The 14,809-nt window shown below is 59.2% G+C and carries 12 protein-coding genes and 1 pseudogene; all 13 read right to left on the bottom strand.

Annotated features, from left to right (window positions below; translation table 11 throughout):
• Positions 1-12 precede the first annotated feature (12 nt).
• Positions 13-3,393, bottom strand: coding sequence for a choice-of-anchor M domain-containing protein (locus HMPREF2656_RS07190; protein ID WP_371440658.1), 3,381 nt, complete (start codon positions 3,391-3,393; stop codon positions 13-15).
• A 164-nt stretch (positions 3,394-3,557) separates the two neighbouring features.
• On the bottom strand, positions 3,558-4,115 hold the full coding sequence (gene nusB, locus HMPREF2656_RS07195; protein ID WP_070614991.1) for a transcription antitermination factor NusB: 558 nt from the start codon (positions 4,113-4,115) through the stop codon (positions 3,558-3,560).
• A complete protein-coding gene (efp, locus tag HMPREF2656_RS07200; RefSeq protein WP_070451369.1) occupies positions 4,115-4,678 on the bottom strand; it encodes an elongation factor P in 564 nt (187 codons plus the stop codon). Before efp ends, nusB begins: the two co-directional genes overlap by 1 nt.
• Before the next feature lie 51 nt (positions 4,679-4,729).
• Positions 4,730-5,821, bottom strand: a complete 1,092-nt coding sequence (locus HMPREF2656_RS07205) for an aminopeptidase P family protein (RefSeq protein ID WP_070451367.1) — start codon at positions 5,819-5,821, stop codon at positions 4,730-4,732.
• Positions 5,821-6,255: a type II 3-dehydroquinate dehydratase gene (gene aroQ / locus HMPREF2656_RS07210; RefSeq protein ID WP_070816219.1), complete on the bottom strand. Its 435-nt coding sequence runs from the start codon at positions 6,253-6,255 to the stop codon at positions 5,821-5,823. Before aroQ ends, HMPREF2656_RS07205 begins: the two co-directional genes overlap by 1 nt.
• Positions 6,256-6,258: 3 nt before the next feature.
• Positions 6,259-7,311, bottom strand: coding sequence for a 3-dehydroquinate synthase (gene aroB / locus HMPREF2656_RS07215; RefSeq protein ID WP_070816220.1), 1,053 nt, complete (start codon positions 7,309-7,311; stop codon positions 6,259-6,261).
• A gap of 41 nt (positions 7,312-7,352) precedes the next feature.
• On the bottom strand, positions 7,353-7,937 hold the full coding sequence (locus tag HMPREF2656_RS07220) for a shikimate kinase (protein WP_083284804.1): 585 nt from the start codon (positions 7,935-7,937) through the stop codon (positions 7,353-7,355).
• Positions 7,930-9,156, bottom strand: a complete 1,227-nt coding sequence (gene aroC / locus HMPREF2656_RS07225) for a chorismate synthase (RefSeq protein ID WP_070570409.1) — start codon at positions 9,154-9,156, stop codon at positions 7,930-7,932. Before aroC ends, HMPREF2656_RS07220 begins: the two co-directional genes overlap by 8 nt.
• Positions 9,157-9,193: 37 nt before the next feature.
• A complete protein-coding gene (locus HMPREF2656_RS07230) occupies positions 9,194-9,613 on the bottom strand; it encodes a prepilin peptidase (RefSeq protein WP_070451359.1) in 420 nt (139 codons plus the stop codon).
• Between the two features lie 56 nt (positions 9,614-9,669).
• Positions 9,670-10,509 (bottom strand): shikimate dehydrogenase, encoded by an 840-nt coding sequence (locus tag HMPREF2656_RS07235; protein ID WP_070816382.1) that lies wholly within the window; start codon positions 10,507-10,509, stop codon positions 9,670-9,672.
• A gap of 20 nt (positions 10,510-10,529) precedes the next feature.
• On the bottom strand, positions 10,530-11,681 hold the full coding sequence (mltG, locus tag HMPREF2656_RS07240) for an endolytic transglycosylase MltG (protein WP_070451356.1): 1,152 nt from the start codon (positions 11,679-11,681) through the stop codon (positions 10,530-10,532).
• A 2-nt stretch (positions 11,682-11,683) separates the two neighbouring features.
• Positions 11,684-12,172: a Holliday junction resolvase RuvX gene (ruvX, locus tag HMPREF2656_RS07245; protein WP_070423088.1), complete on the bottom strand. Its 489-nt coding sequence runs from the start codon at positions 12,170-12,172 to the stop codon at positions 11,684-11,686.
• Positions 12,173-12,283: 111 nt separating this feature from the next.
• A pseudogene (gene alaS / locus HMPREF2656_RS07250) lies at positions 12,284-14,809 on the bottom strand (alanine--tRNA ligase); the annotation flags it as partial.

The raw sequence follows: 14,809 nt of genomic DNA on the forward strand, positions 1-14,809 counted from the left end.
CGCCCTTCTCCCCTATTTACGCCTGCTCATCAAAACGCCTCCAACGATGAGGCACGCGATTGCCAAGCCGAGAGCATTGCGGACTTCAGCTCCCGTCGAGGCCAGCGAACCTCCTCGTTGTTCATCAGAGACACGAGGGCTTTGCGCGGTACCTTCTCCGGTCCCCCGCGCCACCTTCTGTGTGTTGCCGACGGCTGCGCCTTGCGCAACCGCCGAGCTTGCACGCGACCGCTGCGTCGTGGGGGTCGTGAGGCTCGTAGGGGTTTTCTGTTTCGAGCCCGTTGATGATGCCGCAGTCCGTGACGCGGACGCAGTCACCGTCGCAGACGCAGTTGGCCGAGCGGTTGCCTGTTGACTCTCTCGCACAGTGCTCGTTGGGCTGGTGCTCGTTGGGCTGGTAGGCGTTGGCAAGCCACTGGCCGATGTCGAGCCGCTGGCCGATGGCGACGCCTGAGGCACGTCGTTCCTGCTGGAAATCTGCGTGTCATCGCCAACGAGATACGTCACCGTTGACCATTCCGTCACAGGTTCGCCGCTAAGCGAAACGGTACGCATCTCAATGTCATAGACGCCGGGCTGCGTAAAGATCCAGTCTGCGTGCACGTGGAAATTGCCCGGTGTGACTCCCGTGATGGTGTGCGTTTGGGAATCATCGGCCAACGTCGCAGGCGGCACGCCGATAGTTGGCAGGTGCCCCGCCCACCAACGTCCACCTGTTGGCGCAGTTTTCGGGCGCACTTCAATGTTGACACCATCTGGGTAAGTCTCCGCTACTTTCATCGTGTCCCACCCGGGCCAGACGGCGTCGTGAAGCTGCCCGAGCGGAAGGTGATACACCGTGTCACCTTCCTGGAGGAATCCGACATTCGTTGCAGCCTGTGCAGTGCGCTGATCGATCGTAGTTTTCCGAGCGTCGAATACACGCAGTGCAACTGATTCGGGGATGTGATGGGTACTTCCTTCGTGGACGAAGAAGCCAGTCTTGCCGTCGATAACCTTTGGACCAAAATCAACATGGCCTGTGGTGATCTCGACCGGCGTAGTCTCAGCGGGAGGTTCTGAGGACGGCAGGGGCGTCGCCTGGGCAGACGTAGTCGGTGCTGCCGTCGGTGCCGGCGTTGGTGCCGTTGTCGCCACCGTCGTGTCGGGCACCGTCGGCGGAACGAACTCCCCGTCGGCTGCTACCTCGAACCGCAGAATTTCCTGCTTTGATGTGGATCCTCCTACCTCGGCGACGGACACTCCGATTTCATAGCTGCCTGGCTTATTAAAGGCCCAGGAAACATGCATGTGTTCTGGACCGTCGGTGGTGTACGCACGGGTTGCGTCGTTGCCTGCAAGACGCATGCTCGGATCTGTCTGATCACCGCGAAACGCGATCCAGTTACCGCCCCGTGGTGCAGATACAGGTGTCAGCGTGAAGGTGTAGTTCTTCCCTGTCTCACCGAAAGCATGCTCTGTGCTTAAGCCAGGCCAGACAACTCCACGGCGCTGTGTTTCTGGGAGAATATATGCGACCTCCCCTGCTTTTGCGAAGCCTTCGATATCGTCATCCAGCACTGTCCCGACCTGTTTCGGCACGGTGAAAGCAACGCTGGATGGCGAGCGCCACACCGCACCCTTGTCGTAAAGATTCGTCTCGTCTTTCACGCGCAGGTGAAGTGTGCCTGACTCGTAGAGCGGTGCAATATCGACGTGCCCGGAGTGCAGGTTGAGCACTTTCTCCTGCGCTGGAGTGGGCGTCGACGATGGTGAGGGTTCCGCCGAAGGCGCCGGTGAAGGCGCCGGTGAAGACGGCTGCGGCGACGGCGCTTCAGAGGTTGCAGTCGGTGCTGCAGGTGGCGTTGCAGGTGCTTCACCCAACGTCACTGTGGTCTCGGGAATCGGCGAGTAATCAGCCTCCTGCAGGTGGTTAAACAAAGCTGCGTCAGTGGCGTTCGATCGCGCTTCGGGCACAATCTTGAGGATCAATTGATGCCCAGGACGGCGGCAACCGTCAACGAGTTGTTTGCTGGTTCGGCCGCCAGGAGCTGAGGCGAATTCAATTTCGCAATCGGCTATAGCGTGTTCTGGCAATTCAGTCAACGGGTCACCGTCGATGCGGTAGAAACCACCGGAGACACGAAGCGTGGTGCGATCATCAGCTGGGCGCACCGTGATGTCGATGTTGCGGTCGTCCTCGCCGTAGACCTCTCCCGTAGACACCACGACATCTGGACTGGTGATGTTGAACGGCTCGGTTTCAAAAGGCGCGATGTCATCCATCTGCGGGGTTGGAAGCTCCTCAGCGCGCTCGCTTGTCGACGACGCCACCGCCCCAGTCCTAAACGTCAACGGCGCAGAAATCCAACGTGGCGACGGCGATCCAGATACAGGAATGTAGACCGCCTGGAAGTCGGAAAACTCTTCGCCGATCATCTCATCCCACGAGGCCTTGCCGTCGACTACTTCCCGTTCCGCAAGGTAGAAGCCGTTGATAAGGAACACGACATGCCCAGCATCTTTCGGGTTACCGGTATCAAACGCCAAATTGGTCAGGATCCCCTCCTGTGCGCCCTTGGTCTCTCCTTGTGCAGGGCGCATCTGGAACGTTGGGGAACCTGTCCCCGACGTGTTTGCCTGACTATAGGCTCGGGGCAAATCGTTGATTGTGCGGTCAGCCGGGTTCGTACCGCCGACCTGCCACACGAGTGTCTGGGGTTCCGAATGGATAAAGGAACCGTCTTTGAGACGGGCTGTCGCCCGATACGTCACCTCATAGCGCCCCGGTCGAGTGAAGGTCGTCGAGTTGTGAGTGTGGGTACCGGCGTTGACCCACGTTGCACGGAAACCTGGATCGTGGGACGACCAGAGCCGGTTAAGCGGATAGACCTCGTCGCTGTAGTTAAACAACTCCATCTTTCCGGGACCGTGGAAATCGACGATCTCCATATTGAAGGAAGCCGCACGGAAATCCTCTGTCGGCAAGTCAGCGGCCGCTCCGAAACCTGCCCAAATCGGCATGGTGTTCTTAGGGAAACCGTGCGCGGGCCCACCAAAGTACATCAGTTGCTCGTCGTACGGGTCGAGGAAATCGAATCGGGGATCGTCGGGAACACGCCAGGCGTAGGCACCTAGGCCGCCGTCCACGCGTCCCCTACTCACCCAGTTCACGGTGTCCTCAATGGGCAGGTAGCCCGCACTATTGGACATGAGGCGAAACGTTCCATCCTCCCACACAGCGTGGGGTGAGTCGACGTGTGTTTGGGTTCGCACAACCGGCTGTGAGGCTTCACTCCACGACAACGGTGCACACAGCACCGTGAGCGCTACCGCGGATAACAGCGCCACAAAGCTCTTCCGAGGATGCACGTCTTTTAGATCGCCCATAGCGGAAGTAGTACGGCGGGGCATGGCCGCTCCTTAAGGTTACTGACAATCATTGTCGTTAGTAACCTTACAGGTGTCCGGGCACAGCCGAGGAAGAACCGAAGAAAAACAAAACCGTTGCCAGCAGGTTCATTCCCTAATGAGGAAAACCTGCTGGCAACGGCCTATCTGGGTTTGAGCGAGTTGGATTACTCGGAGACGTCATCCTCCGACGTTCCCGCCACGCCTACGCCACCGTCCTGGTCTGCGGACTGGTCGGTATCTTCGACGTCTTCTTCGCTATCAGGCGACACGAAAAACGGCGAACTCGGATCAACGGACGATGCAATCCGATCCAACACAGCGTTGATGTAAGGCGCAGCCTTGGCGCCCGAGTACTCAGAAGCCATCTCGACAGCTTCCTTGATCGAAATTGGCGCATCGACTTCGTCGTTAAACAAAATCTCCCAGGCGGCCACACGTAGGATCTGACGGTCGACGGCTGGCAAGCGAAACAGCTCCCAGTCCTCGCTGAGTGAACGCTCAATCGCGTCGTCCAAGTCGTCGAGTTTCTCCGCAGCACCTGCGACGATCTCGCGGGTGTAATCAGCGACCGGTGCGACCGCGTTCAACGGATTCCGTGAAAGCTCGGTACGATCTTCAACGATTGCCACCGGATCGATGTCCCGTGTCTCCGCCTCGAACAGCATGTCTACCGCACGACGGCGCGCCCGGTAACGGGCGCCATGACGTTTGTAGTCGAGCATTAGTTGTTCACGCGAGAGAGGTACTCGCCAGTACGCGTGTCAACCTTGACCACGTTGCCGGTTTCCAGGAACAGCGGAACCTGGATCTCAGCACCAGTCTCCAGCGTTGCCGGCTTGGTACCACCGGTGGAACGGTCGCCCTGCAGACCCGGCTCGGTGTGCTCGATCTTGAGGTCCACAGAGATCGGAAGCTCAGCGAAAAGTGCTTCACCCTCGTGGAAAGAAACCTGAACATGCATGTTCTCCAGCAGGAAGCGTGCTGCATCGCCGAACTTGTCGGCCGGCAGCTCGAACTGCTCGAAGGTCTTGTCGTCCATGACAACGTAGCTCGTGCCGTCGTTGTACAGGTAGGTCATATCGCGACGATCAACCGTCGCGGTCTCCACCTTCACACCTGCGTTCCACGTCTTCTCAACGGTCTTTCCGGAGACGACATCCTTAAGCTTGGTGCGCACGAATGCCGGTCCCTTACCGGGCTTGACATGCTGGAACTCAACGATCTGCTGCAGTTTGCCATCGACCTTCAGCACAAGACCGTTCTTAAAATCGGCGGTAGTTGCCATGGGTGGTACCTTCCTCGTAATTGTTTCGGAACGTGTACAAACACAGCAATGCTACAGCACCGTCAATTCCTTCGGGTACTTGGTGATAATCCGTGGCTTCCCTGATGTGATGATCAACGTGTCCTCGATACGCACACCGGTCTTGCCCGGAATGTAGATCCCCGGCTCAATGGTCAGGGTCATACCTTCCTTTAGGTCTCCCTTGCCGGTCTGTGCGGCAGACGGGGCTTCATGCACGTCCAGGCCGACACCGTGGCCAGTGGAGTGAACGAAGTACTCGCCGAAGCCTGCCTCTTCAATAACGTCGCGGCAGGCCTTGTCTACATCCACAAGTGCCGTTCCCGCCGTGGCTGCCTTCACGCCAGCAAGCTGGGATGCAAGCGTCACTTCGTAAATCTCGCGCTCCAACTGACCGATTTCCCCGATAGCAAACGTACGGGTCATATCGGAGTTGAACCCGAGGCGGTGCATACCGTAATCAATGGTCACCAAATCGCCTTCGGCGATAAGACGGTCGCCGGCCTGATGGTGTGGCTTCGAGGCGTTCGGGCCGGAGGCGACAATCGTGTCAAAACTTGGGCGTTCTGCACCAAGTCGACGCATGCGGTACTCAAGGTCAGCGGCAATGTCACGCTCAGAACGGCCTGCTCGCAATTCTCCTGCGGCGACGAGTTCCTCCAACGCCTGTGTGGCCAGCTCGGCAGCCTCAGTCAGACGGGTGAGTTCAAGGTTGTCCTTAAACAAGCGGATCCCTTCAATCACGCCAGAAACCGGCACAAGGGTTACGCCCTCCGGGCATGCATCCTCGAGGCGCTTGAGCTCCGCAACGGAAACGAAATCGGCCTCATAGCCCACACGGTGGCCTTCGGTAACCTGCGACAACAACTCGGTTGCTGTCGCGCGAGCAATCGTCGCCTTGATATCCGGGACCTCTTCAGCAATCTGGGTGGTGTAACGACCGTCGGTTGCGATCTTCGCAGTACGGTCTTTCGACACCAGAAGCGCGCCGTTCGAGCCGGAGAAACCAGACAGGTAACGCACGTGGGTCAAATGGGTGACCAGCATGTCGTCGATACGCTGTGCCGCAAGTTGCGACGAGAGTTTCCTCCGACGAGTTTCAAAACGAGTATCGGCCAATGCCATCATTTCCTCCTTGCGAAGTAGTCCAACGCGAGCCGGTAGCCTTCCGTACCCAACCCCGCGATCACGCCTACGGCGATTGGCGAGAGGTACGAATGGTGCCTGAACGACTCGCGCGCGTGCACGTTCGAAATATGCACCTCAATAAAACCTTGGTGATCATTTAGTTCTACCAGTGCATCACGAAGCGCAACCGAGGTATGGGTAAAACCACCCGGGTTAATGATCACCGGCCAAGTGTTATCGGCTGCTTCATGCACCCAGTCAATGAGTTGGCCCTCGTAGTTGGACTGGCGGCACTCCACTTCAACCCCAAGATCGGCTGCGTGATCGCGCAATTGCTTTTCGACGTCCGCCAGCGTGACCGTCCCATACACCTCCGGTTGGCGTTTGCCGAGTCGATTGAGGTTCGGACCATTGAGTACCAAGATTTTCATGTTCTACTCCGAAATCTTTGCGTACGCCGCGCGCATCTCTTCCACAGTTGCGTCCTCCAGGCGAGTGCAGGACCCAAGGCCGTCCAGGACGACAAATCGGATCTTGCCGTCGCGGTTCTTCTTGTCCAGAAGCATCGCCTCATGCAACTCTTCAAACGCACCGGCCTCGTAGCGCGTGGGAAGTCCCGCGCCACTGATGACGGTCTCGTGGAGGGCGACCAGGTCATCGTCGATAAGCCCGCGCGCATGAGCAAGGTGTGCCACAAACATCATGCCCACCCCGACGGCATTGCCGTGGCGCCACATGTAATGCTCGCGACGTTCGATCGCATGGCCCAGAGTATGGCCATAGTTAAGAATCTCGCGCAGCCCAGCTTCCTTGAGGTCCTCCCCCACGACCTTGGCTTTTACGCTGACAGAGCGCTCGACAAGCTCCGCCCAGTGATGCTCTGGGCCCTCCTGATAGAGCTCCAAAATCCGCGGGTCCGCAATAAAGCCCGTCTTTACCAACTCAGCAGAACCTGAAACAACCTCTTGCTCAGGCAGCGTTGCAATACGAGCGAGATCAATAAACACCGCATTCGGCTCGTGGAACGCACCGACGAGATTTTTACCTGCGGTCGTGTTGATGCCAGTCTTGCCGCCGACTGCCGCATCAACCATGGCGAGCAATGTCGTCGGCACATGCACAACCTTGATGGCGCGCATCCACGTGGCCGCGGCGAAACCGGCAAGATCTGTCACAGCGCCGCCGCCCAAACCGACAACGGCGTCCTGGCGCGAGAACCCGTGCTCCCCCAACACGTCCCACAAGTGGGAAAGCACCGGAAGATCCTTTCCAGCCTCCGCATCGGGAACACATGCCAAGACCGGCGCCAGGCCCGCTTGCTCAAGCATGTGCTCAAGGTCCTCAGCAACGGCACGCAACGGTTCCTGGTGGACCACCAGCACACGGCGTGCGCCGGAATCCGCAAGGTGACCTGCTACGGCGTCAAGGTTATTGCTGCCAATATGAATGTCGTACGGACTTGGGCCCGTGACGGATACCACTGCCATTGTTTGCTCCTTCGCTTGACAGAACTGAAGCCTGACGGAAACTACTCGCCGTCGATGAAACCCAGAATCTCTGCGACAACACGCTGCGGTGGCCGCGCGTCCGTGCGGACGCGGAACGTGGCCACTTCGCGGTACAGCGGTTCACGTTGATCCATGAGGTCGCGGTAACGCTGCTCGCGATCATCACTGTCAAGCACTGGTCGAGTGGAATCCTGTGCTGTGCGGCGAATACCCTCTTCCGCGCTGACATCGATCCAAACAACAGTGTGGCGCTGCAGCAGCTGTCGCACTTCCTCGGTCACGATCGCACCGCCCCCGAGGCTGACTACCCCACCGGTGGCCAGAGCACGTGCCACAAACCCGACTTCGAGCTCACGGAAGGCATCCTCACCCAACTCGGCGTACACCTCGCCACACGCTTTGCCTTCAGCCTGTTCGATGAGCAGATCCGAATCCATGATCGGCAGGTTCAGCGCGCTAGCTATTCGACGACCAATCGTTGACTTACCTGACCCCGGCATACCGACGAGCACCACGCGAGGAGCCGTATGAACCGTCGCCGGACTTGTATTTGTTGACTCCTCGTTGCATGCCTCTACTGCCTGCAAATCAGTGAGCTCAGTCATCGGCATCCCTAACTTGATCAAACGCAAGACGTTGTGCGACGTACTCCTTGTACGACTCTACGTTGCGCTTCACCTCCTCAATCGTGTCTCCCCCGAATTTCTCAGAGACAGCCTGTGCCAGAACAAGCGCAACCATTGCCTCTGCAACGACACCACCAGCGGGCACGGCACAGACATCGGAGCGTTGGTGAATCCCCGTGGCAGCGTCGCCGGTGCTCATATCAACCGTCTTCAAGGCACGAGGGACAGTCGAGATGGGCTTCATCGCAGCGCGAACGCGCAACTGCTCCCCATTCGTCATGCCACCTTCGATACCGCCTGCACGGTTGGTCAGCCTCCGCACACCATCTTCGGTGCGCTCGATTTCGTCGTGTGCCTGCGATCCACGGCGACGCGCCTCCTCGAAACCGTCGCCGATTTCGACGCCTTTCACCGACTGGATACCCATCAGCGCGCCTGCCAACTGCGCATCCAAGCGTCGTTCGCCAGAAATGTGGGAGCCAAGGCCGATCGGCAGCCCATCCACAATGACCTCAACGATCCCGCCGAGCGTGTCGCCCGATTTCTTCGCAGCCTCAATGCACGCGACCATGTCCGCCTCGGCGTCCTTGTTAAACGCACGAACAGGGGAAGCATCAATTGCCTCAATATCGGCGAAGCTTGGCGATTCTCCTGCGTACGGCACCGACTCCCCAATCGACACCACATGGGAAAACACCTCAACCCCGAGAACCTCACGCAGGTAGCTACGGGCAACCGTACCGGCTGCTACGCGGGCAGCAGTCTCTCGTGCAGAGGAACGCTCAAGCACAGGACGTGCAGAACCGAAACCGTATTTGATCATGCCGGCGAAATCGGCGTGCCCCGGACGCGGACGGGTCAACGACGCACCGCGACCAGAGCTCAACTCTTTTGCCACCTCAGGGTCAGAGGCATCAACCGGCTCAGCAGACATGATCGTGGTCCACTTCGGCCACTCGGTGTTGCCAATCTGGATAGCCACCGGGCTACCGATAGATGAGCCGTGCACGACGCCCGTCAGCAAAGTGAGCTCATCTGCCTCAAACTTCATTCGCGCGCCACGGCCATAACCGAGACGGCGACGAGCGAGCTGATGAGCAATTTCTTCTTTCAATACCGGCACCCCAGAAGGCATGCCCTCAACGAGGGCTACGAGGGCCTGGCCGTGCGATTCACCGGCTGTAGTCCAACGAAGCATGGCGACATTCTCGCACAAGCAGCTGCGATAGATGTGCTTATACCCCGAAATACATTACGACGAGCCACGTTGTGGCAAGCATCGATGGACCATGTGCGACGGTTCGGCTGCGACTTAACCACGCCATTAAGACTGTGAGCAGGCCGGACACACCAATCGCAACGAGTACCGCCGGCAGTTTTCCGGAGATCACACACACCATCGCCAGCGGCAGCGCCAACTTAACGTCCCCACCACCGACCCCCTGAGGCGAAAACAGATACAGCCCCGGCCACAGCAGTGCCCACAGCAACGTCGCCTCGCCAAGAAATGGCGCGAGAAGGCAAGCAATCAGCGCCACAATGGCCGGCGGCACTGTCAGCGCATTCGGCAGACGCCGAAACGCAACATCAAACACCATCAGGGCCGCTGTCCAGCAGGCAGCAACAGTGGCCCCCAAAACTCCCCCGAATTCCATATGGACAGCGTACCGAAGTTGAGTACTTCGAACCGCTCTGGCAAGCGAGCTGCTTCTTACGAGTTCGCGTGCCGCATCAGCGCGTCGCGCATCGCCTGTCGCGGTGCGTCCACACCGGTGAATTGCTCGAACTGAGCGTACGCCTGTCCGGCAAGCATCGACAGTCCACCAACGGTGCGGTAGCCGTTCGCTGCAGCCTCTACGGCGAGCCGCGTGGGCCACGGGTCGTAGATCACGTCAAACACCGGGGCGTGTGCAAGATCGGATGCCACGTAGTCAGCTGCCCCGGCGGGGACAGTCGAAATGACGAGGTCCGATGCGGACGTAATGTCCGCTAGAGGTGCCTCGAAATCCACGAAGTTAAGCACCATCCCCGCAGCAAGGTCTGTGTACTCCCCGCTGCGGTCAGTGCGGTTGACCACGGTTACCTCACGGACTCCAATATGCCGCAAGGCCCACATGACTGCGCGCGCTGTACCGCCCGCGCCAACGATAACGGCGTGAACCGGGGAATCGGGACCAAGTAGCTCCCCAATGGCAGCAATCACGCCCTCGCAGTCAGTGTTGTCGGCGCGCCAACGGTTGTCGTCGATACGCGTCAGCGTGTTTGCGGAGCCGATCTCACGTGCCCTGTCAGTGACTTCATCCGCCACCGCGAGAGCGGCAAACTTGCACGGCATGGTTACAGAAAAGCCCCGGAAACTCGGATCAGCGTTGCAGACGAGATCAGCCAAATCATCCGCAACACACTGTTGGCGCGAGTAATGCCACCCAGTGAGGCCCGCCGCCTCGTAACCCGCATTGTGAAGAACCGGCGATAAGGAGTGCTCGATCGGTGAACCGAGGACCGCTGCCCGATTCGTCACAGTCCCCGACACAGGTTTGGCTGAGTTCATGCTGCGCGACGACTCCATAACTAACGCTGCGAGTCCAGGATTCCCGACTCGATCGCGCGCTGCGTGTCATTGAGGTGCTGCTCGAACGTGTCGTTGAAGATGGTTGTGCCGTCCTTGTCCACGGTGACAAAGAACAGCCAGTTGCCGTCAGCTGGGTGCTCTACTGCATCGATCGCCTCAATGGACGGAGATGCAATCGGCGTTTGCGGCAGGCCATCCATTGCGTACGTGTTCCACGGAGTAACCCGCTTGCGGTCTTCATCTGTGGTTGCAACCTCAACGCTCGGCAGCCCGTAGTTCACCGTGGAGTCGAATTCCAGTCGCATCGGCTCATCGAGACGGTTCAAGATGACGCGAGCGACCTTGTCAAACTCTCCGGCCGGCGCCTCACGCTCAACCAAGGACGCAGCGACAAGCAACTCGTACGGGCTCAAGCCAATCACTTGCGCGCGGTTGACAATGTCGGTTGCGTCATACTGCTTCGCAGAGCGCGTCACCAGATCCGAAAGAATATCCTCGGCGCTCGCGTGCGGGTCGATGATGTACTCACCAGGGGCAATGAGGCCCTCCAAACGCTTCGCGTCGCCAGCACGGGCAGCAACCGTTTCACGAGCCCACTCCGGCACACCGAGCTTCTCAGGATCACTGTTCGCCGCAGCGTTGTTCAGCTTCTCCACGTTGACACAATCCGGTGTTACCTCCTCGCCACAGGTAGCCGACTGGATCATCGAGAAAATACCGAACCGAGTCTGGCCGCCAACGACGTTGATATCCATCAACGTCGCACCCCCGTAAACCTGCAGAGGGGTGATGCGCTGCGCGGGATCAAGGAGTGCCTCAACCGCTGACTTCGCGCTCATTTTGCCCTGCAATCTGTAGAAGCCAGGCTGAATGTTTCCCGCATCAGGGTTATTCGCTGCCGCTGTTTGGAAAGCACCGTCGCTGGCAACAATGCCGCGCTCTTCAAGCTCTGGGCCGAGCGCTGACAGGCTCGATCCCTCCTTGATTTGAACGACCTGTTCCTCACCGTTGCCTGCACCCTCAAAGTCTGCCGAACCCGAAAGGTTGCGCAAGACGGCAATCCAAGCGACAAGGCCAATGATGAGCAAAATGGATGCGACTAGCACCGCGGTGCCTCGGGTACGCCGGCGTGCGGCTTCACGGGTAGACACGGTTAGTTCTCCTTGAGGTAGTTCAGTCGGCCGTCAAGCCACGATTGCAAAATCTCTACAGCAGCTGCTTGATCAATGACCGCACGGCCTGCTTTCTCATTCACACCAGACATCCGCAATGAATGCGTCGCAGCAACTGTGGTGAGACGCTCATCCGCCATCCGCACCGGCACATCGCTACGCCGGCGAATACGGAATGCGATTTCCTTCGCATGTTTCACGCTTTTTGATCCATTGCCTTGCAGATCACGAGGAAGCCCCACAATGACTTCGACTGCTTCATTCTCAGCGATGAGTTCCAATATCCGCTCGATATCTTGCCCATCGCGGTCCTTGAAGCCGGTCACTCTGTCAATCGTTTCGACCGGTGTTGCCAGGCGGGCATCCCGGTCGGAGCGGGCAACGCCAATGCGCACAGTGCCGACATCAATGCCAAGTCGGCGTCCCGCACCGGGGTCGTCGACCCCAGGGCGATCTGGCTCCACCTTCATCGCTGCTCCTTTCCGTGTCTGCTGGCCTGGTCTCAACCTAGCCGTTAGCTGTGCGTCTCGTCGGACGCGCATTCGGCGTGTCAGCGTCGATTTTGTCCGCGAACGCGAGGCTTAGTCCCGGCGAAGCCAGTCACGCACAGCGGACAAAGCAGCAGGAATGCCTTCGGGCTTCGCACCAGAGCCCTGCGCAAGGTCAGGCTTTCCGCCACCCTTGCCATCGACGTACTCGCCAAGCACCTTGACCACGTCTCCCGACTTGATGCCGTCTTCCACTGCAGCATTTGTTGCTGCAACCGCCAGAGAAACCTTGTCGCCAACCTTCGAGGTCAGCACGATCAGCGCATCCTCGGACTGCAACTTGCCACGCAGGTCAGAAACAATCGTGCGCAAATCACCCGTGTTGATCCCGTCGGGCAGCTGCTTTGCGACGAGGCGACGCGCGCCGATGGTCTCTGCTTCCTCCGCAAGGCTTGCAGTGGAAGCCAACAGCTGCTGACGGTGCAGGTTCTCGATTTCCTTTTCAGCCGCACGCAGTCGCTCAGCAAGCTGGGCAATACGGTCCGGAAGATCTTCCGTCGGTGTCTTGAACTCCGCAGCCAGGCCAGAAGCCAGCGCTGCCTCCTTCGACAGGTACTTGAAGGAATCCATACCGGAGTACGCCTCGATACGGCGGGCTCCGGAACCGACCGAGGACTCGCCAAGCACGGCGACCGGGCCGATCTGGGAGGCGTGCTCCACGTGGGTACCGCCACAAAGCTCGACGGAGAACGGTCCGCCGATCTCCACGACGCGGACAACGTCGCCGTAGCTTTCGCCGAACAGCGCCATCGCACCCATGGCCTTCGCCTTGTCCAGCGTGGTCTCAATGGTGTTGACAGCAAAGTCTGCGTCGACAGCCTGATTCGTGATCGTCGCAATCTCCTGCAGTTGCGCCTCGGTCAGCGCCTCGGTGTAGTTGAAGTCGAAGCGCAGGTAACCCGGCTTGTTCAAGGAACCAGCCTGGACTGCTGTGGGGCCGAGCACCTCACGCAGCGCCGCGTGAATGAGGTGCGTTGCGGAGTGCGCCTGGCGGGCACCGTGGCGCCACGCACCGTCAACCTCAGCCGTGACCGTCGAGCCGAGATCCAGTCCACCGTTTTGGACCGTCGCCTTGTGCAGCCACAGCTTCTTGCCTACGCGCTGCACGTCGTTGACGTTGAGGATCGTGTCCCCCATGATCAAGCGGCCACGGTCGGCCATCTGACCACCAGATTCGGCATACATCGGGGTGACGTCGAGGATGACCTCGACCTCGTCGCCCTGGGAAACCTCGCCAACTTTCTCACCGTCGCGCACGAGGCCAATGACCGTGCCGTCGTGGACCAATTGCTCGTAGCCGACGAATTCCGTCGGGTTGTTGTCAACCCATTCGCGGTACAGCGACTCGTCAACGTTGCGGTGCTTCTTCGCCTTGTTGTCGGCCTTCGCGCGCTCTCGCTGTTCCTGCATCGCAGCGTTAAAGGCATCCATATCGACGTCCAGGCCGGCCTCGCGCGCCATCTCGACCGTCAGGTCGATCGGGAAGCCGTAGGTGTCATGCAGCTCAAAGGCCTGATCACCCGGCAGGACAGCAGCACCCGAAGCCTTCACTGCGGTTGCGGCTTCGTCGAAACGCGACGTGCCGGACTCCAGTGTCTTGGAGAACGCCTTTTCTTCCGCAACAGCAACACGCAAAATGCGCTCGCGGTTGTCCGCGATCTCCGGGAAGGACGGCGTCATGGTGTCCATGATCGTGTTCATGAACGTCTCCATAACCGGCTTCGTCGCACCCAACAGACGCGCGGAGCGGATGATGCGGCGAAGCAGACGGCGCAGGATGTAGCCGCGGCCCTCATTCGACGGGGTAACACCGTCGAGGATGATCATCATGCCGGTACGGGCATGGTCAGCGATCACGCGGAAGCGGACATCGTCTTCCTTGTTGCCGTCGTCGTACTTCGAACCGGTGAGCTCCACGGCTGCATCGATGACCGGACGCAGAAGGTCCGTCTCGTAGACGTTGTCTACTTCCTGCAGGATGCAGGCCACACGCTCAATGCCAAGACCGGTATCGATGTTCTTCTGTGGCAGCTCGCCGACAATCTCGAAGTTGCCCTTCTTATCACCTTCGCCGCGAATGGACTCCATGAACACGAGGTTCCAGATCTCCATGTAACGGTTGTCGTCGGCGATTGGGCCGCCTTCCTTGCCGTACTCCGGGCCTCGGTCGTAGTAGATCTCAGAGCAAGGGCCGCACGGACCGGGGATACCCATGGACCAGAAGTTATCCTCCATGCCCATGCGCTGAATACGCCCTTCCGGAACGCCAATCTTGTCGCGCCAGATTGCGGCCGCCTCGTCGTCGTCAAGGAAGACCGTAACCCAGAGACGCTCCGGATCAAGGCCATAGCCACCGTCAGCAACAGCACCCGTCAACAGGTTCCACGCGTGAGTAATGGCGCCTTCCTTGAAGTACTGACCAAACGAAAAGTTGCCAGCCATCTGGAAGAACGTGTTGTGGCGGGTGGTGATACCCACTTCCTCGATATCGAGGGTACGCACGCATTTCTGAATCGATGTCGCCGTGCCGTTGGCAAAGTCTGGGGTCTGATCGCCCAA

Source organism: Corynebacterium sp. HMSC034B08 (assembly GCF_001835805.1).
GTDB lineage: Bacteria > Actinomycetota > Actinomycetes > Mycobacteriales > Mycobacteriaceae > Corynebacterium > Corynebacterium coyleae.

Coding starts and splice junctions, on each gene's coding strand:
- HMPREF2656_RS07230 (WP_070451359.1), bottom strand. CDS start 9,613: ATGGAATTCGGGGGAGTTTTGGGGGCCACTGTTGCTGCCTGCTGGACA.
- aroC (WP_070570409.1), bottom strand. CDS start 9,156: ATGCTTCGTTGGACTACAGCCGGTGAATCGCACGGCCAGGCCCTCGTA.
- aroB (WP_070816220.1), bottom strand. CDS start 7,311: ATGGCAGTGGTATCCGTCACGGGCCCAAGTCCGTACGACATTCATATT.
- HMPREF2656_RS07220 (WP_083284804.1), bottom strand. CDS start 7,937: ATGACTGAGCTCACTGATTTGCAGGCAGTAGAGGCATGCAACGAGGAG.
- HMPREF2656_RS07190 (WP_371440658.1), bottom strand. CDS start 3,393: ATGCCCCGCCGTACTACTTCCGCTATGGGCGATCTAAAAGACGTGCAT.
- aroQ (WP_070816219.1), bottom strand. CDS start 6,255: ATGAAAATCTTGGTACTCAATGGTCCGAACCTCAATCGACTCGGCAAA.
- HMPREF2656_RS07205 (WP_070451367.1), bottom strand. CDS start 5,821: ATGGCATTGGCCGATACTCGTTTTGAAACTCGTCGGAGGAAACTCTCG.
- ruvX (WP_070423088.1), bottom strand. CDS start 12,172: ATGAAGGTGGAGCCAGATCGCCCTGGGGTCGACGACCCCGGTGCGGGA.
- HMPREF2656_RS07235 (WP_070816382.1), bottom strand. CDS start 10,509: ATGAACTCAGCCAAACCTGTGTCGGGGACTGTGACGAATCGGGCAGCG.
- nusB (WP_070614991.1), bottom strand. CDS start 4,115: ATGCTCGACTACAAACGTCATGGCGCCCGTTACCGGGCGCGCCGTCGT.
- efp (WP_070451369.1), bottom strand. CDS start 4,678: ATGGCAACTACCGCCGATTTTAAGAACGGTCTTGTGCTGAAGGTCGAT.